We start from the raw sequence: 25721 nt of genomic DNA on the forward strand, positions 1-25721 counted from the left end.
TAAGCTTGAGTCCCTTCAATAACATAAAACTCTCTTCTGCAACTAGAACAGATGGAGTGAAAACGAAAAAATCCATCGATTTGCTCTTGCATTGCATCCCCTCCCGTCAATCACGACAAAGTCCAACTATTGACGTGATAACTGCGACGCGATATAACTGAATCAAATCTAAATAACACACTGTATTATTTATTTTAGTACAGTGTGTTAAATAAGACAAGAGGGGCGTTTACCGTTGCCGAAGGTCGTGGACCACGAACAAAAAAGAAAACTGATCGCCGAATCAGCATGGAGTATTATTGAAGAAAAAGGGATCGAACATGCGTCAATCCGGGCCGTTGCAGCAGCGGCGGGGTTGTCGCCTGGCGCATTGCGTCATTATTTTTCAACACAGGACGAGCTGTTGCTATTTATCGTGGATTATTATTTGACAAGAGGAGTTGCCCGAGCAGAAGAGCGCCTGGAAATAAGCCCTATTCCGATGGAGGCTGCGAAGGAAATTTTGTTACAACTGCTCCCTTTGGATGCGGAAAAACGAACTTCCGTCGGCGTCTGGTGGGTCTTCGCCATCCGATCCCTCACCAGTTTGGCATTACAAGTTAAAAAAGACGAGCTCACCGACGGACTCCACTACCTGACTCAAGCTGTCCTCGAAATTCTAGCTAAGGGGCGGCTTCTCCCCTCTTCGGTGGACATTCAACTCGAAACATTCAGATTAGCCGCGATTGTCGAAGGCTTGACGATCCTCGCACTGCTCCGCCCGGAACTCTACACACCGGTGACCGTTGAGCAGATCGTCACCCGCCATCTTCAGGAGCTATGCTCGCAAGCTACGAATGGATGAGCCTGTAGACGACTCCCGAAAAACTTGACGTTACTTGAGATATGGTTCAGCTTAACAGGTCTATCGGCGAAAAATGTGTCCCGGCATGTTACTATCAACTTTCTTTGCCTCATCAAAATATCCTACCGTTAGCATAACAAGGCAGCCGAACATTTTGACCGGCTGCCGGGTAACAATTGAACTATCGTACCCATTAGTTCAATCGCTCAATCTTTGCTTTAATACTTTGAAGGCATTTAAATGAGAATTATCATGCAAATACTGTTTGATTTGCTGTGCACACTCATGAGTTTTATTGAGTTCCGTATTTATTTCTAAGTCGTAAGTGCCATGTGTATGAACCAGATTATACTGATAATTTGCAAGACCAATATTCCGATCTCCTCTTTCCCTTTCTCTTCGTTGAAGTTCTTCTAACGAACAATTTACTGAAACAAACAACACTTTGTAATCCGCTAACAACATAACACATTCATCTAACCACTGTCTTTCTTGGAGTACATGGTCGACAATTATGTTATTCCCAGTAGCAACTAATGCGGAAAGTGCATGATGCATTCCCTTTGCAACTTTAAACATCGCATCTTTAGTTTTATCCGCTGGTTTACTTCCATTAAGGTATTCAACTGGAAGCATATGTAAAAACTTATCTAAAGATATGTGTAAGTATGGTTCGTCTAAAATTCGTTGTAATTCTAAGGAAATACTGGTTTTCCCCGAACTCGAAGTTCCATTTAAAAATATAACTGTCCCTAGTTGCATTGAACATTACCCTCTTTCCGTTGACTTAAAGTTAACTGCCCGTTAGTGGAGTGAGGCCGCTGCTTGATCCCGTGGCAACCCCATTGAGCTATCGTACCCGTTAGCGTAACGGATTCCCGTTCATTAAAGTTGCCTGTCCGGTTTAGTGAATCTGAGGTAAGCATGTCAAAATCGGAATAAACTCTTTCCTTATTTCCCACAATTGATATTCTTTAATGTCTTTAAATCCAGTTTATTCAAAAGTTGAGCTCATCTATTCTTAGCTCGATCAAAGCTCAAAGCTACTGCCATGCCCAGGAAAAACCTTTTTTTCACTTGTACTCCTAATCCTGGACCAACTTTGTTCGATTACCCCTACTTGTTCAGTGATCTTCTGGTTCATAAACGGTAAATCCCCTGTAAAAACGCCTAATCCTTCAATAACAATGCTTATGGAATCCTCTGAATGCCCAGGTGTATGAAGGATATAGCCTGGCATGCCGAGCTTTTCATAGAATGAGATTTTATCATTTTCGTTGATTATATTTTGGGGTTTGACGACTATATGTTTGTAATCGGGGAACTTTGCTAAGGATTCGTTGGCAGCTGCCAAAAATGGCAGTTGAGTATGGCCAATTATTAATTCAACACCCAATAGTTGTATTTCTTGGGCAATCCCGCAATGATCAGGGTGGAAATGAGTTAACATCAAATATTTAATATCATTCAAACGAATACCGTATTTTTGAAAATGATTTTTCATCTTCCCCAATGTACCCGGTAAACCGGTATCAATGAGCAAGTACTCTTTATGGTAATGAATGGCAAAATAGTTCGTCGAATTATACCCAATATTTACGCAATTCATTCTATCCCCCTCTTATATTGATAACTCTAATCTAATGTCCAGTCATTCAACGCTCAAATTTATTTATATATAAGTCACCAACAACTTTTGCAATCGAATGATATCGAACATATGACTGGTATACGTCATTTGCCCATTGCAATAACATCTTACTGAATTCCTCTTGTTTCAGTCCTACCAAATCTGTAATGGTTGTACGCCCTCTTGCCAATACAGGGAGCGGAGGGATCATATCTTCTGGGCGTTTCAATTTGTATTTATCCAAAACATTGCTTAAAGGGGGTGTTTTCGAGTAGTTCCATTTCACATTTCTAACAAGTATTAAATACTGTCTGGTCAAATGCAGGTTATTGTTCCAAGTCCCATGGACCTCCGAATGTTGCAAGGCATGGGCATCGGCATATATAAATTGTGATATGCCGGTTATATCAACTGAACTAACTGCAACAGCATTGAAAACATCAAAACATTCAAATACCCCACCATTTGTTTTAGAGCCGCAAAATTGACATCTCCCAGATCCCTCCAACTTTACTCCCTTTTTTTGTGCCTGACGTTCAATATCTTACATGAAATCACCTCATTTATTGTACCGAAAAATATCTTGAACACTGTTCGTATTTTTAAAGAATACTTCATAACGTTACGTAAGAGTCAATACTTAATTTTCAAAAATCGTTCACTATAGTGAACTAATCTGCCCGTTAACACAGCGAGGCCGCCGATCCAATGCCGCAGCCTCGTTCCAGTTGATTATTGAATTATCGTACCCGTTAGTTGAGCGACAACGAGGTATTACTTTCTTGCGCGAAAAATCATAAACGTTTGGTCGTCAGTCATTAGTTGAAAGTTATAACCACCATAGACGGTCATGTCATGAAAGCCAACCTTTTCAAGCATCATAATAAATTCGTACTTATAATACCATCTTAATTTTGATGTACTGAATTTGGTTTCAAACAGAACGCCGTCTTTAATAATTTCGTAACGATCAAAATTTGTCTGTACTTGTTCGTGGAAATTAATATTTGAAATTGAGCTTGTGATAATTTCTGCACCGTCGCTTCGAGTTCCTCTGCGCCCAACAGTCCATTCTTTCTTGTTAACGTTTTGTGGAATGAACAAGGGGATAATAACTTGACCATTATTATCGAGGTGATCGTAAATTTTTTCTAATGCTCGGATTGCTTCACCTCTTTCTGATACGCACATAAATGAAGCTAATGGAATAAAAATTGTTATATATTTCTTTGGCAATATCATATCTTGCATGAGTTGGTGATACAAAACGGGGGATAATCCTTTTTCAGAAGCTTTTTGTTTGCAGGTGTTGAGCATTTGCATTGAACAATCGATACCCTCAACCTGGTACCCATCTTTTAAATAAGATAATAAAAGTCTACCAGTACCACATCCGATTTCTAAAGCAATTCCTGGAACCTCATCAAGTAACTTTTTATAAAAATCAGTGTCAAAGAAACGGTCGCCAGAAAACCAAATATCATAAGTGTCCGCGACGATTCCTTCATAAGAACCCTGGGTAGAAGACATTTATGGTCCCCTCCAATTACGTGTTATTTTCTTTGGAAGGATGTTTTTGGAATAAACTGTAATTGCCTCTTCCACAACTTTGAAGTAATTGTCCAAACTAATTTCTTTGCGTTCATCATAATCACTCACCCTATATTTAGATATACCCAATATATGGTCCTAAGGGGAAGCTGCACAGAGCAAATGTTGATTATAGTGAAAAATTCATATGGATACTTCGAATACTGCCCGTTACTTCAATGAAGAAGAGAGCAGTTGCCGCGAGAACTGCTCCATGTATAATTTCACTATCGTACCAATTAGCGGAATGACTTGTTTCTTAAGTAAAAGAGGGACTCACTTTAAATTATGAGTCCCCGTCTGTTGCTTTGGTTATTGGATTGACTTCAACAACTTTATCTCAGAGGAGGGTAAAACTAAACGCTCTACCTCTACATGAGCTGGCATGAACCCCAAATTATAATAGAGGGATTCAGCATATGTTCCTTGCAATACACCAATTCTTAGTATCGGATATTCCCCGTATAAAAGGGTCAATGCTCTCTTTAGCATATTGGAAGCTAATCCCTTGTTCCTGTAATTAGGGAGGACACCAATATTAAAAACCCCAGGGTAATACGTTCGCTGTTTATCTTCTAAAAATAACAAACATGCTCCAATTAATTGGTTAGTGTTATTATCAAATACCAGGGTGGATGCCTTAAGCATCGAGTCAGTAAAAATATTACTACTCCGTTTAAAAATAAAGCTTTCTTTCGAGATATGATTTCTTCTTGCTGCATTAATTCCACCTTTATAGCTCTCAAAAAACAATTCCGCTATTTCTAATTCGATTGAAAACTTTCCGTTTCCCATAACGGGTGATTCTATTCTAAAACCGTCATCCCAAATGGTATTGAGGACTTCAGTTGGACGCTGCATCATACGAGAACGGTTAACGTCCGCCCAAAAGCCTGCTTGGGAAAATAGATCAACTTGATGTGGAAGCACATTAATTACTGTGATATTTTTAGATCCGTCAGAAAAATCTACAAGAAGGTGTTTTAATAATTTAACTACTTTTATTTCATCATTAAAAGGCGGGATAAAAAACAAGTTATACAATCGATTTTCGTTGAGAATTACCCCACCAATTTTTGACTCATAATTAAAAATCCAAAAGGCATTATTTCCGTCATAAACGTCAAAACCATATTCTTTAAAAAATCCGTTATACGCCTGATTATAATAAATACTGTAATAAAGACTCCAATCTTTAGCATCAGCTTTATGAATGGAGAATTGATCAGACAATGCATAGAAAGTCATGTCCGTAGACCATGTTCGGGCGATTGTGTTCATCTAACTCCTCCGTTTTAATTAAATTTAACTTACAAAGATTAGATACATGGCAGTTCGTCTTCACCATATCACATCACCCTTTCCGAATATTATATTTACATCATAATCCAAGAATCTTTCAAAGTTATGGTGAAAAAGAAATGAAATAAAAAAATCCGTAAAAGTTTCCACTTGCAATGAGTCGTTTAATAAATTGAAATAGATCGTTTTTGCACTATGCTGCCCGTTAGTTTAGAAAACGGCAGCCGATCGTTCAGGCCGGCTGCCGTCATGTATTTTTTGAGCTCTCGTCCCCGTTAGTGCAATTATGCAGTAATTTAGCGTACTTTTTGAATAATAATCAAATAACTCAAAATAATGACTACTAAAAAAATACCCCCATTTAATATGTAAACGTTGGAGGGATATCCTATCATAGAATGATACTTTTCTGAGGGGAAGAAGTTATAAAATAATTTCATTATAGGTTTTTTATAACCCAAAACAAGCCAACCGATTATCATAAATACGATCCCACTTGTAATGGACGATGTAAGAATATAACTAAAGTTTTTATTAAGGCGAGATGCTAGAATTGTCAATAATAATAACGAGGGGATAACAGATAAACACATTATCCACCAGGATAAGTTTACAATTGCAAGGTAAAAGTCACGATGTATCGTGCCAAAGATATACGTACAAAGCAGTGTCAGTAGCCCAGTTAAAGCACCTAATAATAAAGGATTCGCAGCTTTTCTCAATGGTGTCCTTTCACTCCTCTCGATCACTTTTTACCTTTATCATACCACTTAATGGAACATATATCCTCGTGTTCGCAGCATAGCTGCCGAACCATGACATCAGCTTCTGTTCGAGTAGATAATTGAGCAATCGTACCGTTCGTAACGACAAGTATGCAGGGTCAACCGTATTTGATTTGACATCCCACTACACTGTGTAGTAGATTATAATTACTACATGGTGTAGTAATAAATTGTTATGGACGCATAACGATGCAAAGAGGTGTACACCGGTGAAACATGTTCAAAGATTGTCTGATACTGAAATGGAACTCATGGAGGTGATCTGGGAATGCGACCCTCCCGTCACATCAACCGAACTACTGCGTATTTTCGCTGGGCGGGGTAAAGAATGGAAGGCGCAAACTATTTCTACATTTTTATCGAGATTGATCGATAAAGGGGTGTTAGAAGCGACAAGGGACGGCCGAACGAACAAGTATGTCCCTGTTCTATTGCCGAAAGATTACAAACTAGCGGAAGCGCAACATGTACTGGACGGATTATACCAAGGATCGGTTAAAAACTTAATCGCTGCCTTGTATGACGGCGACAAACTTTCGGATGAAGACATCGCAGAGCTGAAGCAATGGTTTTCGGGAAAGTAGGTGTAGTCTATGAATAAACTTCTGGAACTGCTCGTTTCCCTTTCCGTTGCGGGAAGTACCGTTGTTATCTGCATTCTCCTGTTACGGCTCTTTTCACCAGGAGTCTTCCCTGCTCAGTGGCTATATACAATTGGAAAAATGGCAATAGGGTTTTATCTTCTGCCCGTAGCCTTTGTTATGCAATGGCTTTTGCCGCTCTTCAATCCATACCAAACGTCAACCGTCCATATTTCCGGTCAGCCTTCGAGTATACAACAAAAGTCCATTTCGGAACTGAATCTTTCTGTTGATGCAGCCCTTGTCTTTCTGAGTATTTGGGGAACAGGGGCTATCGCTTTCGCCATCTGGCAGGTTTATTGTTACCGGAGGTTTATAAAGAATTTGCAGTTTACGCGCTCGCCCGTGCCGGTGAACGACGAAGCGGCCAAACAGCTTACCTTGATTAAGAAAGCTCTCGGCATGCGAAGCAACGTCCGTCTTACGTATAGCTCAGCGATCCGGAGTCCTGTTCTTGTCGGGCTATGGAAACCGACCATTTATCTTCCTATAGAACATTTAGAAAATATCGACATGAGCATGGTGATGCAGCATGAGTTGATTCACCTGAAACGAAAAGACTTATGGGTCAAGGCCATCACCTTGGCAGCGAGCAGCCTGCATTGGTTTAATCCCTTCGTTCGCATTCTGCGAAATGACATTCACACGTGGAGCGAGCTGTCTTGTGACGAAGAAGTGGTGAAAGAAATGTCTCATGTCGAGCGAAAACGGTACGGTGAAACCATCCTGAACGTGATGATCGGTTCAAGGGGTATTCCTGTTCGATTTTGCGCTTCCTTATCCGGCGACGGAAAACGATTGAAAAGGAGATTATCACTCATGCTTAGTGTGCAAAAACTAAAAAACATACAATCATGCTGGCCGCAGCGGCAGTCCTTGCTGTTGGAGCAATGGGTACATCTACAGCCGCCTGGGCAGCCAGAACAACACCCAAGGTGACCCATCAAACCAGTGAAGGTGCGGGAGATTCTGGACTATATACAGGCGTACAATTTTTGAAATACAATGCGCTTACGCCTGACGAACAAAAATTCGTAACCGAAAAAGGGGTAATGGGCTTATATGCTCTTGAAGGTTATAAGGAACTGGTATCTTTTGAAGATCTGACACCCGATGATCAAAGCCAGGTCACAAAAGAGGATGGGTATTATTCACCTGGGAGCATCGCGAAATTAAAAGAATCTTATGAAAAGTACCCTCCTGGAGTATCCGTTACAAGAACACATAAAGAAGATCCGTCGATCCCTCCCGGAACGTCCATTACGGTTAGGAGTATGACTCCCCAAGAAATTGCTGAGTTCGAAGCTCTGTTTTCGGCTTCCGGAAATACTCGAAGTGAAAATTTACATGAATAAATAGGACATGTGAAAAAAGCAAACAACTTAATCAGTTTCAGTCGTTTGACTGAATTATTCTGTCCGTTAGCACAGCGAGGCTGCCCATCCATACCGGCAGCCTCACCATGTTGTATTACTGTACTCTCGTACCCGTTAGCGGAATGCTCAACACTTTACTCTTTATACTATTCTCCAGCTACAAGGACGATCTGATGAGTATATACTCAGCCCTTGTCAACTCCATTGGATATCGAATTCATAATGTCATTAATCATTAAACAATGGCTACGTTCTAAGGGCATAAAATATTTTAAAAGTCTTCGTAAGGTCTGTTTATGTTTAATTAGGACATCTAACTGCCCAGAAGAAATAGTTGCAATTTCATCCCTTTGTTTTTCCAAATGTTTTCTAATCTCGAGCATACCTGGGGGGTCTTCTTTCCAATCCTTAGGTTTTAGTCTAATTGGAAACATCCGGTGATACTTAATGGGAACGCGATAATTTTGTTTAAGTTTTGGAAAAATACCATGATCCCATGCGACTAAGATAAAACCGAAGTGATAATGAATATTCGAATCGAATCCTTCTGGTATAATATCTGAGATATTTTCCGGGATACGATCCATCAAGCTCAAAGTTTGATTTCTTAAAGTTATAAATTCGGTTATTATTTGTTCATCATAACTTGCGACTTTCTGTGTCAGCTTCCTTGCTTTGCGATACTCACCGTTAACTCTGAATGACTTAACAACCAATTGGGATCCCCATGCAGGTCCGATTCCTACTCTGCCTGTTAAATCTCTGAAAGCCCCTGTCACCTTACAAACTTCCTTATCGTTTGCTCGAACAATCATATGATCCGGATTTACAATCCAAGTGATTTTCGCCCATTCATTAACAGATAACCTTTCAAAATTAACCGCTGTATACCCCTTAATAGGACTATGAAGTCGCACCTCATCTTGATTACTATCCCAATTAAAGATCAGTCGTCCTTTTTGAGCGAAATACAACCGAATGTTTGTTGAGTCCGTCTTTACAACTGCCTCCATCTTTATTGGAACTACATAGCTAACCTCTGAAAGCATTTTTTGATTATCTGTCTGACCCGCATATAATACTAAACCTTCTTCCGACTTTCTGGATAGCCCAGTATGCGATTCTACCAAGTCCCACATAATTTCGTTTTGAAGTGTCAATCTAATCAGTACCTTTCATTCAAGTATTTTTTATTCCAGTAGCAGCCTCAAGTGTCAGTGTTCACAGCGCTGTCTTTAACGGAAAGTTTTTTTAAGCATCCTTAGCAGATGGCCTTTCATTAATATGGGAAATATACCCAACTAAAATATAGCGAATGTACGTTCTGTTGTAAAGGGAAATTTACTCCACATTACTGCCCGTTAGCGTAACAAGCTGCCGTTTAGCACACGGCCTTATCATGGTGTGAATTAATGTTCTATGTACCCGATCAAGAATTTATTTTATCTTAAGTTCGACGACAGGCCCATCGGTCTTTGATTTTAGTTCGTTTCGCTTAAACCCTAAACTTGCGTATAGCCTTTGTGCAGCAACATTATCCGGTTCATAGCTAACCTGTATTCCCTTACAATCTTTTTTTTGTTTGATAATGTCAATGGCTGTTTGAAGCACACGTTTTGCGATCCCTTTTCCTTGATATTGCTCATCGATCATCAATCGTGGTATTACATAAACCCCGTTATTTGGAACATCATCCCACATTATAAATCCAACCATAGTCTCATCCAAATAAATCGCAAACGGTACAAACGAATAATATTCAGTATTTTGGTACTTGGCTTGTACAAGAGAATAAAGATTTGAAGGTACAAAATGCTCTTGTTCTTTTTTAACCTTTAATTTTATACATTCTTGCCAATTCCGATGGTCGATCTCTTTTAAGGCTATCAAACGGTTCCCCGCCTTCCTAAATTCACCATCAACCTTACAATAGAAATCTAAATTTTTCTTGGGAATATATCGTTATCAATAAACTTTTCTGCCCGTTAGTTGAGCAAAGGCAGCCGGTCATTTCTGGCCGGCTGCCGTCGTGTTATCTTTATTTAACTATCGTTATCCTTTAGCGGAACGACAATCGGCGTGTAGATCCGGGCGAAGCGATCGGCGTAAGCTTCCTAGGCGCTTTTTTCTCCAGTGCTTCCTCGACAAGGTGGATAATCTTAGCTATCGTCGTGTCCTCGACCCACTTGGTAACGTAATTTCTAGGGAACCGTGTTCGTTAATGATTACCGCGTATACGGTATCGCCGATCCACCGGAATGGATTCCCCGTTATAAATATGGGAGCTATGTTCCACACCAATCAAGAGGAAAGATCTCCCTCACGGAATTCCCTCACCGAAACATGGCTACTTCCCCATCAAGCCATAATACATTAACCGATCCAAATCTTTCAGCATCGAAGGGCTTGCTTGCGCCAGAAAAGCAGGTCGCGCCAAAGCTTCCTTATACATTTGTATATAAAACAAAATCGCCTCCATGGATAAGCTCAGCTCGATACAGCCTTCCCGTTTGCCTAAATCGATCAGCTTTTCGAAAAAAGGCAGCGTCCGGGTCGTATAAAAATCCTCCATATACTCCCGAATAACCGGATCGTTAATATTGGCCTGAACCATAGAGCTTACATTCATATGATCCACGATATCGTCGTGATCACGCAATATTTGTTCCATTTTCGTCTGAAACGGAATCGGCTGTTCCAATAGTTGCTCGTACTTATCCAACGTCTTGTCCATGAAATCGGCAAACGTTTGTCTGACCAACTCGTCCTTGCTACCGAAATAATTGTAAATGGTCACAGGCGATACGTTAGCCAGTTTCGATATTTCAGCGATGCTTATTTTGTCGATGCCGTATTTGCAGAGCAGTTCGAAGGTTACTTTCATAATTTGCGCTTTTTTCTTTTCCGTTCGTTGTTGGTATCCGTTCATTTTGTCACCTCAAACCACATTATATAAAATGATTTGTAACATATCAATTCATCAATTACAAAAAAACATTGAATTTGCCGCAAAAACCATATATTATGAATGATATGAAATATATTATTTCAAAACATAAATAATGTGGAGGGGACCAAAATGAACAACAATAAAGGAGCATCCCCGTTAGCTGAATTGCAAGGCCCGCGACCTGCGCTGGGATGGAGGATGAACATGCTTCATTTTTTTCGCAGCCCTTTCAGGTTTCAGCGGCAGCTGTACGAACAATACGGTGATCTTGTTTCGCTTGGAACAACGGATAAGCCGAAAACGATTTTTGCGTTCGGACCCGAGCTCAATCGCCAGGTTGTTGCAAATCCCGATTATTTTGAAATGAGTACGGCCCTTGTCAAAATACCTAAAGATACGGTTATGGGACAAATGTTTTATAACAACCTGATCTTAATGGCCGGAGAAAAGCATAAGCAGCACCGGCGCCTTATACAGCCTTCTTTTCACCATGAACAGATCGTGCAGTACAGCAAAGACATGATTCTCTTGACCGAGCAGCTATGCGATGAATGGCAGCACAAACAAGAGATTGACGTGAACGCGGAAATGAAAAAAATAACTCAGCGCATAGCGGTTAAAACATTGATGGGCACGTATAAAGATAAGGATCTGGATCAAATTGGCGAGCTTATCTCACAATTGACCAAATCCTTGTTATGGGTCACGCTGACCCCTGTCGATATTCCGTATACACCGTATCACCGAGCGTTGCGTATAGCAGGTCAATTAAATGATTATATCCGTTCCATGATTGATCAAAAGCGAACCGAGCCCCACGCCGCCGATGTACTCGCTTCACTTGTCAAAGCCCACGATGAAGACGGCGCCAAGCTAAACGACGAGGAACTGGTCGGTCACACGTTTACCCTGTTTGTCGCCGGACATGAAACGACAGCCAATGCGTTGACCTGGACTATTTTCCTGCTTAATCAGCATCCGAATGTGCTCTCCAATCTTATAGAAGAGCTGGACGGGGCGGTTCAACAAGGCACGGTGTCGATGGACAAAATCAACAAGCTGCCACTGCTTGAAGGTGTCATTAAAGAGAGCTTGCGGCTACTGCCACCCGCGAGCATAGGAACCAGGGTAACCGCTGTTCCTTGTGAATTAAATGGAATTACGATTCCAGCCAGTACAAATGTGTTTTTCAGCCAATTCATCACGCATCGAATCCCTGAGCTTTACAGCGAGCCGAATCGGTTCAAGCCCGAACGGTGGCTCGATTTCAAGCCCTCCCCGTTCGAATATTTGCCGTTCAGCACGGGGCCTCATATGTGTGTCGGCTGGTATTTTGCCATGGTTGAGCTAAAAATCGTTTTGTCCATTCTTCTTCGACGATACCGGATTGGCATCACCCGTAATGCGAAAATATCCCCAAATTTGATGATGCGGCCCGTACACGGCATGCCTGCGCGAAGAGTTAAGCAGGATCGGGCGTTCGTTCGCGAGCCTGTTCGCGGAACAATCAATGAGCTGGTCGATTTTTGAATCGGCTTGCAAATGAGGTTTATATAAGGCAGCTTTCGTGATTCTTCCACTTGCTACTTCGATTTGGCAAAGCTATTATTCAAAAGCGTTACGAAGATTATTTGGAAAGCCTTCAATTAGATCACTATCCAATCGATAAATGCTCCTTTATCGGGCCGTCTTATGACAGGGGTATTATATTAAGGCTTGCCGCTTATTACCCGGAAAAGATTGCTTGTTCAGTTCTGACCACACCTGTGGGTTAAAGTTAGGTTCAAAATTCGCCATGATTCGCAAAATACTTCTGCCTATGATCCTTTACAAGACGACCTCGTCCGAAACGCAGCTACAATGTCAAACTTCAGCATAAGCGAAAGGGACAAACGGCTCATAGAAGATATCTTCATGAATGTCAAACTGGAATAAGAAATGCCAAAGCTCACCGGAAAAGCCGAATTGAACCAGTACTATGCACTTGCACTTGTGATATCGGGAGAAAAAGACATCTTCTTTCCAAGCCATGTAGTGAAGCAAGCTGCTGCAGAGATCATCGCAAACGTCGAAAGCGAGACCGCCGAATTGCGGTCCTTTTTGATTATCATGCTGTTTACTGGTACTTTTCGAATTCTACTTTCAACAAGAGTTTATTGTTTTGCGCCATGTATTGCTCTGATTGAATTAACAATTCCACAAGCTCTGACTTCGTTAGCTTCATGTACCGCCTTTTGACTCGGTTTAGATCCCGTTCTTCCCTAACCTTTTTAAAGATACTTGCGAGATCCTCCATACATGAGATCCTGTTCCACTATCGTGTCCCGTTAGCTTAAACTACTACAGGCGTTGTTCCAAGCATCATAATATTCATCGATAGTTCTATAACGGTTTTCTTTCTCAATATCGATAGCTTTTAATGCAATAGTATAAAGTTTTTCATCGGCCTTCCATTTTTCTAATGAACGATCACTTCCTCCCCCTAGTAACTGAAAGGCAGTAGCCCCCATAACAAAGACATTGGACCTCTCATCTATTTCAGTTCCTAATTGAAATTCTTCAGGCGACATATACCGACTTGACCCCGGCATTCGTCCAAATTTGTTTATTACCGGTTTTTTGCTGTAGAACTCTATATCGCAGATCATGGTTTGCTTTGAAGTGAAATTATACATGATACAACCATCATAAAAGTCAATTGCGATATATCCTCGCTGGTTAACATGTTGATGAAACAGAAGGATATCTTTATAAATATTGAATTTATCCTCTAATGGCAAATTTAAAAATTTATCAAATGCACCATACTGTTTTCCCATACATTCACCTTCAATCCACTCAAAAACAGTAAGATATCCTTCTTTGATTTCCTTATGATCAATTATTTCAATAAGCTTAGGATGGCGTAAGTCTTGATAAATAGATACGGTTGATTTAAGTCGGTTTATTGATTCAGCCGAACTGTAATTACTTCTTACAGTTGGTGCTCCAGCTATTTTAAGAAACAATTTATTATTTGCATTTTGGACACCGAAGGATATGTAGCCAGAATCCTGCTTATCGAATACCCTAAAGACCTGCCCATACTCCGATAAAAAATCAAAACAAAAATCTTCTTTCAAATCAAAGGATACCCCTTCGATTATTTTGGTTACCATACTTTACCTCCGAAATATGATGATATTTAAAGCATGGACATTATATCATTATATTCCAATTTTTGTGCTAAGTTGCCCTTTAGCTTAATGAAACGGCAGCCTATCTTATGACCGGCCGCCGTAATGTAACAATCGAGCTATCGTATCCGTTAGGAATGATTGAACTTTCTAGGAAAAAATCTACCTTTAGTTGAGAAAGCGGCAGAAGTTGTACCTTGAGTGTAGTTCCCTGTTAGCACGGTTATGCGTTCTCGTCGATGCCTAGATTATCCTGTAAAGTTGCCTTGCTGATAGTCTATGGAGCCAGTTTCCCTTCCACTTCAGATACTGATTTGTCATATAAATTAGTTGATTTTAACTTGACTTTATCATGATCAAATGCAAATGTTAACAAAGAATCGGTATGATACTGTAGAGATTTAAACTGTAAGTTAATAGTGTTATTATCAAAGGTAGCAGTAGCCAAGGTGCTGTTCGTAATGGTTATTTCAGAAGGGTCAAAGTAGACCATGTAATTTCCATTAAATCCAAAGTTACGGGTTCTTTTCACTCCATCGTACTCGATGGTTACAATCCCCCCTTTGTTTTCTTGGAAATGAAACGTGTACGACAAAGATCCATTTTCAAAAACATACCTTTTCCCCGAAATATCCTTGGCGAAAGATGGAATTTCAACCGGTTGGGGGATAACTGGGGTACTTTCAGTGTTTAAAGCATCTTGTAATGCCCAAAACGCTGTTGATTCCTTTTGTAGTGATTCTGATGAAAGTGAGGGTAGGATAAACTGGTCAAGTAGTTGCGTTGGCAAGTTGGAATCAGTTGTGCTTCCAGTTGTGACAACTACCATATTTTGATGAGGCAATACATTAATAGTTTGCCCACCTGAACCAGATGCCGAAAACCCATCGTTATTGTTCATCCACCATAAATATCCGTAGTCTCTGCCTGAGAACATATTGGATTTTACGTGAGTTTTGGTAGATTCCTTTACCCAATCTTTAGAAATAATTTGATTTCCATCCCATACACCATCGTTTAAGAACAGATAACCGATCCTCGCCATATCGACAGGCTTAAGAAAAAGCCCTGCCCCTCCAAGAAAATGTCCGGATCTATATTGGCCCCAATACGATTCCTTAATGCCAATAGGGTCTAAAAGTTTAGTTTTTGCATATTCATATGTCGATTGTCCGGTAGCCTTCTCAAGAATAACGGAAAGGAGGTCTGTAGATCCCGTGTTGTAGTTAAATATACGACCTGGTTTATCCGCCATTGGACGATTGAGTGTGAATAATACCGGATCTGCAACTTGAATAGCTTCTGTATATGAGTTACCCGTTTGCCCGTATGAAACATGTGACTCCCGCCAGTCGAATCCTGCTGTCATTGTAAGTTTTGAATTGTGATCTCCTGTTTTAAAGGATCAACATTATCAATGGACTTATCGGGGAAATACGGCAAGATTTTGTTTTGAATGTCAGTGATTTTACCTTCGGTTACAGCAATACCTATTAAGCTAGAAAGCACACTTTTCGAAGTTGATTGCAAGGTGTGGATCAAGTCCCCTCGATATGGATAAAAATTTGCATCTAACACCAGGTATCCGTTACGGATAATGACAATGCTATGAATCTTTGATTTTTGATCGTTTATATATTGAATCATTCGAAGCAGCTGTTCCGAGTCCATTCCTTGTTCTTCGGGCGTAGAAGTTCTCCATTCGGATTCTGGAAAATAATCATTGCTCATTTCTGTTGAAGCAGGGTCATTAGAACGGTAAAACGAGTAATCTATTACGACAATAATAAGAAAAAGGACAACGGTTAGGATTTTTTTATTCATACTCAATACAAAACACTCCCTTCTCCCTTATATAGTACATTCCACAAAAATAACCCTAAACCTTCCACTTCATTCCATATTACTGCCCGTTAGTTCAACAAAGACGATTGCTTTCGTTTTCATTGACATGCCTATAAAATGTTCTATGCTTCATATTCAATTTCTTCATCGCATCTGTAGCTGTGATCGCCCAGCCTTCCATTCATCATAGACGAGAGCGAATGCTGCGCCGATCTTGACCTTCGGACGACCGAGCTTTCCCCCGTCTGCTTTAGCAACCTCAGTTCCCTCCGCTTGTCGCTGCCGGTTCTTCTTGCGTTCCTCTCGGCCACGTACGCAAGCATGCTTAAAAACTGATCCTCTAGCAATTTCCTCAAGTCACCCATTGTTTTAAAATTTCCTGGAGTCAAATAAACGGGAGCCGTGGATCAGGTCGACGTTCGCCTTCGATCCGCATCCCGAAGAGCCGCGATTTCACGGCGCCGTTCACGGAGCGCTGGTCGGCGCGCTGTTCAGCGGCAGTCAATCCAGCCGGGGTGATCTTTAAACCCCTGCTACAGTCACGAAAACGCCGCTATTCTCCTTAAGGAAAAAAGCGGCGGTCCGTGAGACGCGGTTTTCGATTAGTGTTTGATGATCCGGAAGCTTCCGATGAGCGGAAGCGGCTTGCATCTTCCCCCGGCCGCATTGAGAATTCCTAGGATTGCGAGAATGAATAAACCCAGATTCGCGAGCGGGCCGATCAAGAGCCAGCCGATAACCGGGACGATCGTGCTGAAGATATTGACGGCAACCAACGCCAGAAACAAGATCAGCCCTTGATTGGCATGATACATCGCGAACCTCGATTGCTTGGCCGCGAGCAGAGGGATAAAAAAGAGAATATAGGCCAGAATCGCCATCCCTTTGTTGTTGGCGACATCCGTCGGTTCGGCTTGAAGCTCCGGATTTTCGACGTTCATTGTTCATTTTCCTTTCCGTCGTTTAGAATGGATTTTCGTTTATTGTTCGGTCTCCGGCTTATTCGAATAGACCAGAGCTCCTGTAACGATCTTTTTGTCCTCCAGATCTTTCTGCAGCGTAAATACGAACCGTTCCATGCCTTTCTTGGACGAGTAGTTGATAAAATCCTTGTCCTCCAGCTTATGAACCTCCGAGTAGCCGGCTCGCTTCGTATAGTCGTAATACAATTTGACTACGTCATCGTAAGGCATCTTCGTTTCGATCGTCAGCGTGACGGAATCCTTGCCGCCGATAGACGACGTAACTTGAATCTCGTCCGGAATCGGCACGTCGGACGGGAACAAATCCGGGATGTCCGCTTTGCTGGATAGCTTAATCTCCTCGCCGTTTCCCTTTGTGATTGTCGTCGTTCCCTGTTCGGCCTCTTGGATTGCCTTTTCGACCTTCGAGCAGCCTGTCGCGAAAATCATGGCTATCAGCATGACGGCGGACAAAGCTATACTCCATTTTTGCCTGTTCTTCATTTTACGCTCTCCCATCTTTTTTGTATTCGGACCGTTACCAGTTCCATTCCTTGTTCTGATCTATCCGATTGCCATTAATATCGTAGACCGCGTCCCAATCTATCTCCGACGGGTCCTCGGCCGGCGGCTTGACGACATCGAGCTTCAGCTCAAGCTCCATTTTGTAGATTTTGTCTGTGACTCTTTGGAAGCCGGCGACGACCGATGGATGAAAAGGATCATCCTGACCCGGGTTCACAACCCTGATCAGCATGTGCTGGGGCTCGGCTCCGGGAGGCGCATAGACCGCGCTTACTTTGTACTTGCCGATCGGCACGTTATGCACGCCGTAACCGTTGTTCGACCGGCTGCCCTTGCTGACGATTTTCTTGCCCGAGGTTCCGTCCAGCATCTTGCCCTCCGGCTCGAGCGTCAGCGTGACGTCGTCCCGGTTCGGCGGCTCGGCGACCGGGTTGAGCGGATGAATGAGATCCATCATATAGAACAGCACTTCCGCGCTTCCGCCCGTTCCGGTCGAGCTATCGAGTTTGACGGTAAAATTGCGGACCGCGCCCTCGTTGCCGGCGAACGGACTATCGTCATCGGGAATCAAATCGACGCTATGCTTCACACCCTCGTACATGATCGAATATTCCGCATACGCCTTATAAGTCGCCGCCATTTTTGTCAGCTCGATCCGATACTGTCCGTTCGCGTCCGTCTTGATTTGCGAATTGCTGTTGTACAGCAGTTGGTTGTCGATCGTGATCAAAGCGCCCTTGATCGGCTCGCCTTGCGGGTTGACAACTTTGCCCTTCACGACATAAGGCTCCGCCTGACCACCCGTTTCGCCCGCCGTATTGCCGGCAGGCATACCTGTGCCGATCCGGATGACTATCGTGCCGGATTCTTGTGAGTAAATTACGTCATAGCCGCTGTTCTCCGAAACGAATCGCAGCGGAATCATCGTGTGATTGTTGATGATTTGCGGCGGCACGGACAGCTCCGCTGCTTGGCCGTTGACTTTGGCGGTCAGGCTGTCGATCGTCAGCTCGATTTTCAGCCCTTTTCTTATCCCAATCGCTTTCCTTTCCTCACCGTTCCATTCGACTTCATAACTTAGTGCTTCGAATATTGCGCGAAACGGCACGAGCGTCGTCCCGTTTTGGATCACCGGCTGTTGATCGGCAAATGTAAGCAGCTCCCCGTTAAAATAAACCGCTACCTCATCTTCCTTGGCCATGGCGAACGATGCCGTGCAGGCAAGGACAAGAATCAGAGTAGAGAGCCACATGACCGCTTTCGCCGAATACTTTCCCATTCTCCCATCTCCTCGTCAAAAAATCCGCAGCACTCACGCTTCTGCAGTTGTATGCGAAATTCGATTTCATCGTATTCCTTTTGATAATCGGACGCCAGTTACAAGATGTCATTTGAATTGTCACATCATTGTCATCGCCCGCTGCCGAATCTCCTCAAGTTGAAAAATCAATTGGAGATGACAAAGATGGTGACAGCCTGTAACTAGGGGGTGTCTCGGCATTCTTTTACAATGAACGTAATGAACCTTTATCTCTTGGGAGGAATGGACATGAGCTTCATGGACAAAATGAAATCGGGCTTCTCGGAAGCTGGCAGCAAGGCGAAAATCGTCGTGGAGGTCAACAAGCTCAAACTGCAGAACAGCAGTAAACAGAAGGAAATCGAAAAGCTGTATCAGAGCATCGGCCGTCTGTTTTTCCTGAAGGCGGTCGGTCGGCTGGAAGAGGTCGCGGAATCAGATTTTCAATCAGAAGTAGCGGAAATCGTACGGCTGGAAAACGAAATCGAGGAGAACAAAAAACAAATCAAAACGATCGCGAACGAAAAAGACTGTGTCTGCGGCAAAGCGTCCCCACTGGATGCCCGGTTCTGTCCGTCCTGCGGGCATACTTTTTCAGCGACGGATTGAGCGGGAACGGAGGAAAGACAGTCCATGAAAAGCTTGCTTGCCAATAAGAACGCCAAGATCGCCTTGCTTCTTCTTGTCGGCGCGCTCTTGGCGTTTGGCGCTATTGTCGTAATGGTCAAGAATAACCGCGGCCCCCTCGGCACGGTCGTCGAATCCGTCGCTCCGGGACCGTCCGGAAGAGCAGAGGCCGTCAAAGATTTGCCGCGCAGAAAGACGTATCCGATCGGCAAGTGGGATATCGCGATCCCCTACTTGAATCCGTTCGGCTCCCAAGACAACTATCAATCCGTCGATTACACTCCGAATCAGACCCAGGAGCTGAAATACGTCGATGAAGAAAACATGGAATTGTCTCGAATCACCGGCGGGGATCTGTGGCAACTGCAGGTGCAATGGAAGGATTCGCAAACCGACCCCTGGGAGGATCTGCGGCTGTACGTTACCGAGCTCGGCGGAAAATATTATATGGGCGCCTCCGAAGGCAGTTGGGTGCTTCGCGCGGACGATCCGGAGGGAACCGCCTGGTGGGGAGTCGCTTCGAAGAGCGGCGAGGGATACCTGTTGAAGATATATAAGGAGCTTCGTCTGAAGCATGGAGAATCCGTCTCCTTCCAGACATCGTCTTACCCGAATCAGGAAATCTATTTCATGACGGACAACGAACGGCACAAGTACCAGAGCTTCAAAGTCGATCTGGCAGGAGGCCATGTTCGGCTGTCGGGCAAAGGCTCGTATTCGCAAGGGCAGTACCGTAGAGACCTGTCATACATTCAAGAGCTGTTCGCCTACAAAACGAATCATTATACGCTGAGCGATATTCCCCAGGATACGTCCGCCCCCTTGCTGTGGAAGCTGTCCTGGAGCCCGGATACCGACCCGAAGGAAATTGTCTTCACGCTTGACGAAGGGGAGGACATCCGTCCGGTCAAAGACGGGGAACGGCTGGGAGCGCTCAAGGTGCGCGGGGACGCGCTGGGCCTTATCCAAGTCGAAGCGCCTCCGGGAGTCACGTTGACCCACCCCGAGCTTCATCTGAAAGGCGATAAGACGCCGGAAGGAGATACGCTGTTCTGGCTGCCCTCCGGCTTCTGGAACGTCGTGGCACAGCCGGAAAATCGCCCCCCTCTGAATACGAGGCTGGTTCCCGTCAGCGCGGGAGAGATGACGGAGCTGGAGATCAAGCCGCTGCTGCAGAGCGCCTATCGGAACGACGGAATTGGAGACGCCAGCGGCGAAGAGAGCAAGCTGAAAATCGAAGAAGCTGTCGAGCTGGGCAATCAGGCCCGCGTTACCTTCATGCTGCTCGATTCCCAAAACCCCAAATTTACGCCCGATATGAAGGATATCGATATTGTAGAGGGAGGCAGGCCGGGACAGCCGGTCAAGCTCGATCGGATCGAGACGCCGCCTAGCGTCGTATTGGCGCTTGATTCCTCCGGCTCTATGTCAATGTCGATGGAGCAAGTGCTGGAATCTGCCCGCGCCTTTATTCAAGGGCTGCCGGACAACGCCTATATCCAGGTGATCGATTTCGATTCCCAGATTCGGGTGTTGGAAGGCACGAGTAAGATGGATGTACTGGCGAATCTTGGTCAGATCAAGGCGCTAGGACATACCAAGCTGTACGATTCGGTGATTGAGGGACTGAACCTGCTGAACGATAAGCAGCGGCCGACGCTGGTCGTGTTCACCGACGGAGTGGACAGCAACACCGAGAAGGCGGGAACGGGCAGCAAGGCGAGCAAGGGCGATGTCGAGCAAGCTGTGGGGCATTCCGGCATTCCGATCTACTCGATCGGCTTCGGTCCGGATCACGATAACTCCACGCTGTTGGAGCTGGCAGCGATGTCGGAAGGAACGTATTATCCCGCTAAGGATACAGCTGCGCTGAAGCATGTGTTCGCCGCCATTAACGACAGGCTGGGCAATCGGTTCGAGCTCACCTACGAGCGGCCGAAGGAGCAATCTCCGTCCGACGTTCCGGTCATCGCTATGACGCTGGACGTAAGCGGATCGATGGATGTCGATCCCGCTTCGGGCAACGGCGCTTACCGGATCGATAAGGTGAAGCATCTGTTCCACGACTTCGTCGGACAGCTTCCGGAGCATAGCTTGATGCAGTTGCTCAGCTTCTCCGCGAAGCTGAAGTTCGATCAGGTGTTCACCTCTCGCAAGTCTGAACTGATGCAGGCGCTGGGCAACCTGAAGGCCGTCGGGGGAACCGACATTTTGAATTCCGTCTACGTGACGTACAATTCGATCAAGCAAATCCCTTCCGAAAAGCGCGTTATTGTCTACTTGACCGATGCGGCGCTTGATGTCGAAGAGAGCAAAAAGGCCTTTTTCGAAGAGATGCTGACCGGTATTAAAGAAGAGGGCATCCAGGTGCTGTGGGTAGGCCTCGGTACGGACGACAGCGCGGAAGCGTTCAAGTGGGCGGCGGAGAAATCGGGAGGCAAGTACGTGATCTCGGAAGATCCGGCCATATTGGCCAAAGCGTTCCAAGATGCGCTTGCTGAAGTCCAGAAGCGGCCTTCCGAGCAAATCCCGCTGATGCTCGCCGTCCGCAACGAATCGGATGACGGCCGAGCTCGTATTTATTCAGACGATCGATTGGTCGATTTCCCTGTGCTGCTTGACGCAGGCGACAAGGTCGAATTCCAGACGATCGGCTTCGAGACGGGCAAGAAGGTCGCGCAATACGAACAGGCAACAGCTGCGCTCGTCTACGGACGCGATCTGCCGAGCGAGGAGGTCAAAATCTACAAGCGCGTTCCGCTGAACAGCCAAGGGAAAAACAAAGCGGTCGAATGGACGGCCCGGGAGCTTCTCTTCCTCAAAAAGCTGAAGGGTGTAGATGCCCCGGCGAAACGCAGCTTTGCCGCTATCGAGATGGAGCTCACAAACGCTCACCCGGGCGGAGCCGACTACTTGATTCCGGATTTCGCTTCGCATTTCTTCATGAACGTAAACGGCGAGGGCACCTATCCGGCTTCGACGGCCACTTGGTTGACGGAACAGCCGCTGGCGCCTCCCGGACAAGGAGACATCACGGTTAAAAAAGGCGAGAGCGTTAAAGGGATGCTAGTATTTCTCGTACCCGACGAAGAGATTGAACGGGCTTCCGTCCACTACTACGACGTCGAACACGGGCATATATCGCTCGCCTTGGTAGGTTCCCTGCCGAGGGAGGAGCCCGCCGTATTGGCCGGCATGCCGAAAAGCGCCACAGGCAAGCTTTCGGATACGTTCGAGCTGGTCTTGACGGCATTCGGTGAAACGGATCATATCGAGAAGGTCGCGCTGACCCGCAAAACGAGCGTGTTCAAAATCGTGGAAGCCGAATTGAAATCCCTGGTTCAGGCCGATCTGAAGCTGAACCCGCAGGATCGGTTTTATATGAACATCATAACAGCCGAGGGCCCTTTCCTTATCCCCGTTCATACGGCCACCGCCCTGCTGCCTCACGGCTTGCTGCGACCCGTCATGTTCGGTCCCGGGTCTTCCAACAAAGCCCGCCTGGCCTTCCAGACGCCGAATGCGCTGGGGGCTATGCCGATGGAGCTATACGTCGACCTTTTCGGCGGCGCGACGGTGCTTCCGGTAAGAGACGGTTCGGCGGACAATGTGGGCGCAGGTGACGCAACAAGAGCATCAGGTGCGGACAACACAGCGATGCTCCCAGACAAGGGGGTATCGCTGGTCGTCAACTCGCTGGCTCGCATTCGCGACATCGAGTCCGGCAGCGGTAACTTCGTCATAGCCGACGTGACGGTTGCCGACGAATCCGACGGCTTCGGATCGTCCGGCTTCCGCGAGACGTTTAAGCTTGTGCCGGTTCAATCGCCGGCAGGACGCGAGGTTTCGGATCTGCAGGCAGACCCGGTTACCGACGAACTGCTGCTTGGCGTCGATAAGGATTGGTCCGTATTCGACGGCGCCTCGCGGCGCGGGCTGCTCGTGTTCTCGATCCCTCACAATCAAGCGGATCTGAACTGGACGCTGCAATCCGACCTGTTCGCCCGCCTGAACCTTCCCGTCGGCAACGAAACCTACAAGGAAAACGGGCTGCTCGTCAAACGGGTGGAGCCGCCTCTGGACGAGAAATTCGATATCCAGCTCTCGAAGGCGCTCACGGAAGCGATCAGCCGCCACCGCACGCTGGAGGCCGCCAAGGTGCCGGCCGACGCCGTGCGGACGGCCGATTTCGACGCCGGCCAAGGCCGCAAGGAAGGCATTCCGGCTCCTCTGCCAACCGTTCACGGCATGCTGCAGTTGGAATCGGTCAAGACGTGGTCCGACTTCCAGGCACTGGTGAACGGACTGAGATGGCTGCCCTCCGCCGACCCGTATTCGACTTATCGGAGCTCCCCGGAAGCCGTGTTGGCGCAAGGCTGGGGAACCGAAGGCGACTTGGCCTACCTGACCGGAGGCCTGCTCGCCAAGTTCGGTTACAGCCCGGCGCTCAGGATGGTGCAAGTAACCGATCGGGGAAGAGCGGCGCTTGCGGAGCTGGGAGCGGTAGATTCGGTAATTCTGAAGCATTTGCCCGCATGGTCCTACCTCGACGAAGAAGGAAAAACGAAAATCTTCGTCGTGCCGTTCATGAAGGACCTGTCAGAGCTGGACGGTCTGGCCTTCTTCCCCGGCGGTCAGGGAAGCAGGCGGATGACGTCCGCGCAAAGCACGATCAGCGTCTATTTCATGGCCGAAGCGAAAGAGGATCGGGGAGTGGGCGGCATCACCGGGGACGTCGGCGGCGCGCTCGGCGGAGGGGGAGGCCAAGATAAGCCATTAATCGAGGAGGTTCGTGTTCTCGAAGCCGCTCTGGACCTTGATCAGTTGAGCCGCGAGCCGGTGGATATCCGCGCGGGCGGTTCCGAAGGCAAGTATACCGCCGTGCTGGAAAGCCAGACGTTGCAAATCGTCGGCAACCGTCTGATCGACGCTAACGAACAGAAAATCGTTGGCGTGCGCATCGAGGTTCAATTGCCGAAGAAGAAACTCACGCATGAAACCCGGCTTAAGGACGGAGAAGAGATCGCCGACGTCTTCCATACGGTCGCGGTCAATCTTCCCGATCTGTCCGCCGAAGCAGCCGAAGCGCTTCAGCAAGCGGCCGACCGGGTGCATAAGGCGACGGAAAAACCGGATGACCAATCCGCGCTCATCTGGTATACCCGAAGCGTTCTGTATCGGATTATCGCCAACCAAACCGCCTACGAAAACGAACTCGCAGCGGTATTGGACGTTACTGCAGGACGTGTCGACAAGGAACGGGTGATTTTCGTAACCATCCGAAACGACCGGGCGCAATCGAAGTTCCGAACAAGCGTTGACCTGCAGCAGATCGCCAATCGGATTCATCGGGGCTCGGAGGAAGCCGTCCGCGGCTTTCACATCATGAGCGGCCTGTTCGCCTCCCGGCTCGAAGGCGCCGCGCTGCCGGGTGACAAGACGGATTTCATGGACGTATGGCAGAGCAGCCCGGAGAATACGATGCTGTTCCTGAGCCTCAGGAACAACCGCAACAAGGATTTGAAGTATATGGAGGAAAACGGCTTCCCGGACACGCTCATCGAACGGGCCAAAACCTCTCCCGCGATCATGCTGATTCCGAACCGGCCGGCGAGCATTCACGGCGAAAGCCGCTGGGCTTGGCTGGAGATCGACCCGAACACCTACGAGACGATCTCCGTCACGGACACGGGCGAGCACGGAAGCTTCGCGGAGTACCTGATGTCGCTTGAGCCCGTTTCTCCGACGGGCGACGATTATATGGCTTTCATGGCCGGCGCGTTTATCGGCGTCAGTTCGTCGGTCTGGAGCGTCAGCTCCTTCGCGTTAAAGCTGGACGATTATGAACAAATCATCAAAGCCGCCAAAGCGTATACGTACGGATTGGGCGAAGTGCTGAGCGGCATGATGAGCAACAAGGATCTCCCCAAGCTCGAGTACAGCATCGGCTCACTTAAGCTGAAGCTGACGGACTTCGATCAGGATAAACTGGCCAAACAGTTCCATATTCTGAAATCGGGCAAGGCAGTAGAAGGAGCCGGCGACGTCGTAGGCTTCGGACTCGGCTTCCAGATCGGCGCCGCTTACTACTTCAAGCAAGCGGAGATGGCCATTAAGAAGCCAGTCGTCAAAAACGGGCCTCCGAGCGGAGGCTCCGCCAAGTAAAAC

At 46.0% G+C, this 25721-nt stretch carries 22 protein-coding genes and 1 pseudogene; 8 read left to right on the plus strand and 15 right to left on the minus strand.

The features are described from left to right. The first annotated feature begins 235 nt into the window (after positions 1-235). Positions 236-844, plus strand: a complete 609-nt coding sequence (locus PV433_RS16410) for a TetR/AcrR family transcriptional regulator (protein WP_332073152.1) — start codon at positions 236-238, stop codon at positions 842-844. 198 nt (positions 845-1042) lie between these two features. Here PV433_RS16410 and PV433_RS16415 read toward each other — a convergent pair whose 3' ends face one another. From PV433_RS16415 to PV433_RS16435, 5 genes are all read right to left on the minus strand, one after another. After that, on the minus strand, positions 1043-1606 hold the full coding sequence (locus tag PV433_RS16415) for a chloramphenicol phosphotransferase CPT family protein (protein WP_332073153.1): 564 nt from the start codon (positions 1604-1606) through the stop codon (positions 1043-1045). A gap of 268 nt (positions 1607-1874) precedes the next feature. After that, positions 1875-2453: an MBL fold metallo-hydrolase gene (locus PV433_RS16420; protein ID WP_332073154.1), complete on the minus strand. Its 579-nt coding sequence runs from the start codon at positions 2451-2453 to the stop codon at positions 1875-1877. 46 nt (positions 2454-2499) lie between these two features. Next, the gene (locus tag PV433_RS16425; protein WP_332073155.1) at positions 2500-2982 is read right to left on the minus strand and encodes a DUF5946 family protein; all 483 of its coding nucleotides are present in this window, start codon (positions 2980-2982) and stop codon (positions 2500-2502) included. A gap of 266 nt (positions 2983-3248) precedes the next feature. Then, complete coding sequence (locus PV433_RS16430; RefSeq protein WP_332073156.1) at positions 3249-4004, minus strand: class I SAM-dependent methyltransferase; 756 nt, start codon at positions 4002-4004, stop codon at positions 3249-3251. 372 nt (positions 4005-4376) lie between these two features. Then, a complete protein-coding gene (locus PV433_RS16435; RefSeq protein WP_332073157.1) occupies positions 4377-5345 on the minus strand; it encodes a GNAT family N-acetyltransferase in 969 nt (322 codons plus the stop codon). Between the two features lie 1015 nt (positions 5346-6360). Between PV433_RS16435 and PV433_RS16440 the strand changes: the two genes are divergently transcribed. The 3 genes from PV433_RS16440 to PV433_RS16450 are packed head-to-tail and all read left to right on the plus strand — an operon-like array spanning position 6361 to position 8147. Then, on the plus strand, positions 6361-6735 hold the full coding sequence (locus PV433_RS16440; RefSeq protein ID WP_190929614.1) for a BlaI/MecI/CopY family transcriptional regulator: 375 nt from the start codon (positions 6361-6363) through the stop codon (positions 6733-6735). 9 nt (positions 6736-6744) lie between these two features. Then, on the plus strand, positions 6745-7731 hold the full coding sequence (locus PV433_RS16445) for a M56 family metallopeptidase (protein WP_332073158.1): 987 nt from the start codon (positions 6745-6747) through the stop codon (positions 7729-7731). Between the two features lie 56 nt (positions 7732-7787). After that, positions 7788-8147, plus strand: coding sequence for a hypothetical protein (locus PV433_RS16450; RefSeq protein ID WP_332073159.1), 360 nt, complete (start codon positions 7788-7790; stop codon positions 8145-8147). A 206-nt stretch (positions 8148-8353) separates the two neighbouring features. On the opposite strand, the gene PV433_RS16455 is transcribed toward PV433_RS16450, so the two are convergent. The 4 genes and pseudogenes from PV433_RS16455 to PV433_RS16470 form a co-directional block, all read right to left on the minus strand. Then, positions 8354-9328, minus strand: a complete 975-nt coding sequence (locus tag PV433_RS16455; RefSeq protein ID WP_332073160.1) for a hypothetical protein — start codon at positions 9326-9328, stop codon at positions 8354-8356. A 277-nt stretch (positions 9329-9605) separates the two neighbouring features. Continuing rightward, the gene (locus PV433_RS16460; protein ID WP_332073161.1) at positions 9606-10058 is read right to left on the minus strand and encodes a GNAT family N-acetyltransferase; all 453 of its coding nucleotides are present in this window, start codon (positions 10056-10058) and stop codon (positions 9606-9608) included. Positions 10059-10228: 170 nt separating this feature from the next. Continuing rightward, positions 10229-10460 (minus strand): annotated as a pseudogene (locus tag PV433_RS16465) (P-type ATPase); the annotation flags it as partial. A 55-nt stretch (positions 10461-10515) separates the two neighbouring features. Further along, positions 10516-11097 (minus strand): TetR/AcrR family transcriptional regulator, encoded by a 582-nt coding sequence (locus PV433_RS16470; RefSeq protein ID WP_190929611.1) that lies wholly within the window; start codon positions 11095-11097, stop codon positions 10516-10518. A 150-nt stretch (positions 11098-11247) separates the two neighbouring features. On the opposite strand from PV433_RS16470, the gene PV433_RS16475 reads away from it, so the two are divergent. Together PV433_RS16475 and PV433_RS16480 are read left to right on the plus strand one after the other, a co-directional pair. Next, positions 11248-12648, plus strand: coding sequence for a cytochrome P450 (locus PV433_RS16475; protein ID WP_332073162.1), 1401 nt, complete (start codon positions 11248-11250; stop codon positions 12646-12648). Between the two features lie 408 nt (positions 12649-13056). Beyond that, positions 13057-13356, plus strand: a complete 300-nt coding sequence (locus PV433_RS16480; protein ID WP_332073163.1) for a hypothetical protein — start codon at positions 13057-13059, stop codon at positions 13354-13356. Between the two features lie 89 nt (positions 13357-13445). On the opposite strand, the gene PV433_RS16485 is transcribed toward PV433_RS16480, so the two are convergent. The 6 genes from PV433_RS16485 to PV433_RS16510 all read right to left on the minus strand — a co-directional run bounded on the left by PV433_RS16485 (position 13446) and on the right by PV433_RS16510 (position 18905). Then, positions 13446-14276, minus strand: a complete 831-nt coding sequence (locus tag PV433_RS16485; RefSeq protein ID WP_332073164.1) for a serine/threonine protein kinase — start codon at positions 14274-14276, stop codon at positions 13446-13448. A 295-nt stretch (positions 14277-14571) separates the two neighbouring features. Continuing rightward, positions 14572-15663 carry a serine hydrolase domain-containing protein gene (locus PV433_RS16490; protein WP_332073165.1) on the minus strand — a complete coding sequence of 364 codons (1092 nt, stop codon included), beginning with the start codon at positions 15661-15663 and terminating at the stop codon, positions 14572-14574. Beyond that, on the minus strand, positions 15660-16124 hold the full coding sequence (locus tag PV433_RS16495; protein ID WP_332073166.1) for a hypothetical protein: 465 nt from the start codon (positions 16122-16124) through the stop codon (positions 15660-15662). The genes PV433_RS16490 and PV433_RS16495 overlap by 4 nt, the downstream gene beginning before the upstream one ends. 617 nt (positions 16125-16741) lie before the next feature. Continuing rightward, positions 16742-17080, minus strand: coding sequence for a DUF4870 domain-containing protein (locus tag PV433_RS16500; RefSeq protein WP_332073167.1), 339 nt, complete (start codon positions 17078-17080; stop codon positions 16742-16744). 39 nt (positions 17081-17119) lie between these two features. Continuing rightward, positions 17120-17605, minus strand: coding sequence for a hypothetical protein (locus PV433_RS16505; protein WP_332073168.1), 486 nt, complete (start codon positions 17603-17605; stop codon positions 17120-17122). 34 nt (positions 17606-17639) lie between these two features. After that, on the minus strand, positions 17640-18905 hold the full coding sequence (locus PV433_RS16510) for a stalk domain-containing protein (protein ID WP_332073169.1): 1266 nt from the start codon (positions 18903-18905) through the stop codon (positions 17640-17642). Between the two features lie 270 nt (positions 18906-19175). On the opposite strand from PV433_RS16510, the gene PV433_RS16515 reads away from it, so the two are divergent. Both PV433_RS16515 and PV433_RS16520 read left to right on the plus strand, forming a co-directional pair. Then, positions 19176-19535, plus strand: a complete 360-nt coding sequence (locus PV433_RS16515; RefSeq protein WP_332073170.1) for a zinc ribbon domain-containing protein — start codon at positions 19176-19178, stop codon at positions 19533-19535. Positions 19536-19559: 24 nt separating this feature from the next. Further along, on the plus strand, positions 19560-25718 hold the full coding sequence (locus PV433_RS16520) for a VWA domain-containing protein (protein WP_332073171.1): 6159 nt from the start codon (positions 19560-19562) through the stop codon (positions 25716-25718). Positions 25719-25721: the final 3 nt, after the last annotated feature.

Origin of the sequence: Paenibacillus sp. GYB004 (assembly GCF_036577605.1) — a bacterium.
Classification (GTDB): domain Bacteria; phylum Bacillota; class Bacilli; order Paenibacillales; family NBRC-103111; genus Paenibacillus_AB; species Paenibacillus_AB oceani.

Bases quoted from the DNA above. Each gene is read 5' to 3' on its own strand.
- PV433_RS16415 (WP_332073153.1), bottom strand. From the start codon at position 1,606: ATGCAACTAGGGACAGTTATATTTTTAAATGGAACTTCGAGTTCGGGG.
- PV433_RS16420 (WP_332073154.1), bottom strand. From the start codon at position 2,453: ATGAATTGCGTAAATATTGGGTATAATTCGACGAACTATTTTGCCATT.
- PV433_RS16430 (WP_332073156.1), bottom strand. From the start codon at position 4,004: ATGTCTTCTACCCAGGGTTCTTATGAAGGAATCGTCGCGGACACTTAT.
- PV433_RS16435 (WP_332073157.1), bottom strand. From the start codon at position 5,345: ATGAACACAATCGCCCGAACATGGTCTACGGACATGACTTTCTATGCA.
- PV433_RS16445 (WP_332073158.1), top strand. From the start codon at position 6,745: ATGAATAAACTTCTGGAACTGCTCGTTTCCCTTTCCGTTGCGGGAAGT.
- PV433_RS16470 (WP_190929611.1), bottom strand. From the start codon at position 11,097: ATGAACGGATACCAACAACGAACGGAAAAGAAAAAAGCGCAAATTATG.
- PV433_RS16475 (WP_332073162.1), top strand. From the start codon at position 11,248: ATGAACAACAATAAAGGAGCATCCCCGTTAGCTGAATTGCAAGGCCCG.
- PV433_RS16480 (WP_332073163.1), top strand. From the start codon at position 13,057: ATGCCAAAGCTCACCGGAAAAGCCGAATTGAACCAGTACTATGCACTT.
- PV433_RS16485 (WP_332073164.1), bottom strand. From the start codon at position 14,276: ATGGTAACCAAAATAATCGAAGGGGTATCCTTTGATTTGAAAGAAGAT.
- PV433_RS16490 (WP_332073165.1), bottom strand. From the start codon at position 15,663: ATGACAGCAGGATTCGACTGGCGGGAGTCACATGTTTCATACGGGCAA.
- PV433_RS16500 (WP_332073167.1), bottom strand. From the start codon at position 17,080: ATGAACGTCGAAAATCCGGAGCTTCAAGCCGAACCGACGGATGTCGCC.
- PV433_RS16505 (WP_332073168.1), bottom strand. From the start codon at position 17,605: ATGAAGAACAGGCAAAAATGGAGTATAGCTTTGTCCGCCGTCATGCTG.
- PV433_RS16510 (WP_332073169.1), bottom strand. From the start codon at position 18,905: ATGGGAAAGTATTCGGCGAAAGCGGTCATGTGGCTCTCTACTCTGATT.
- PV433_RS16515 (WP_332073170.1), top strand. From the start codon at position 19,176: ATGAGCTTCATGGACAAAATGAAATCGGGCTTCTCGGAAGCTGGCAGC.
- PV433_RS16520 (WP_332073171.1), top strand. From the start codon at position 19,560: ATGAAAAGCTTGCTTGCCAATAAGAACGCCAAGATCGCCTTGCTTCTT.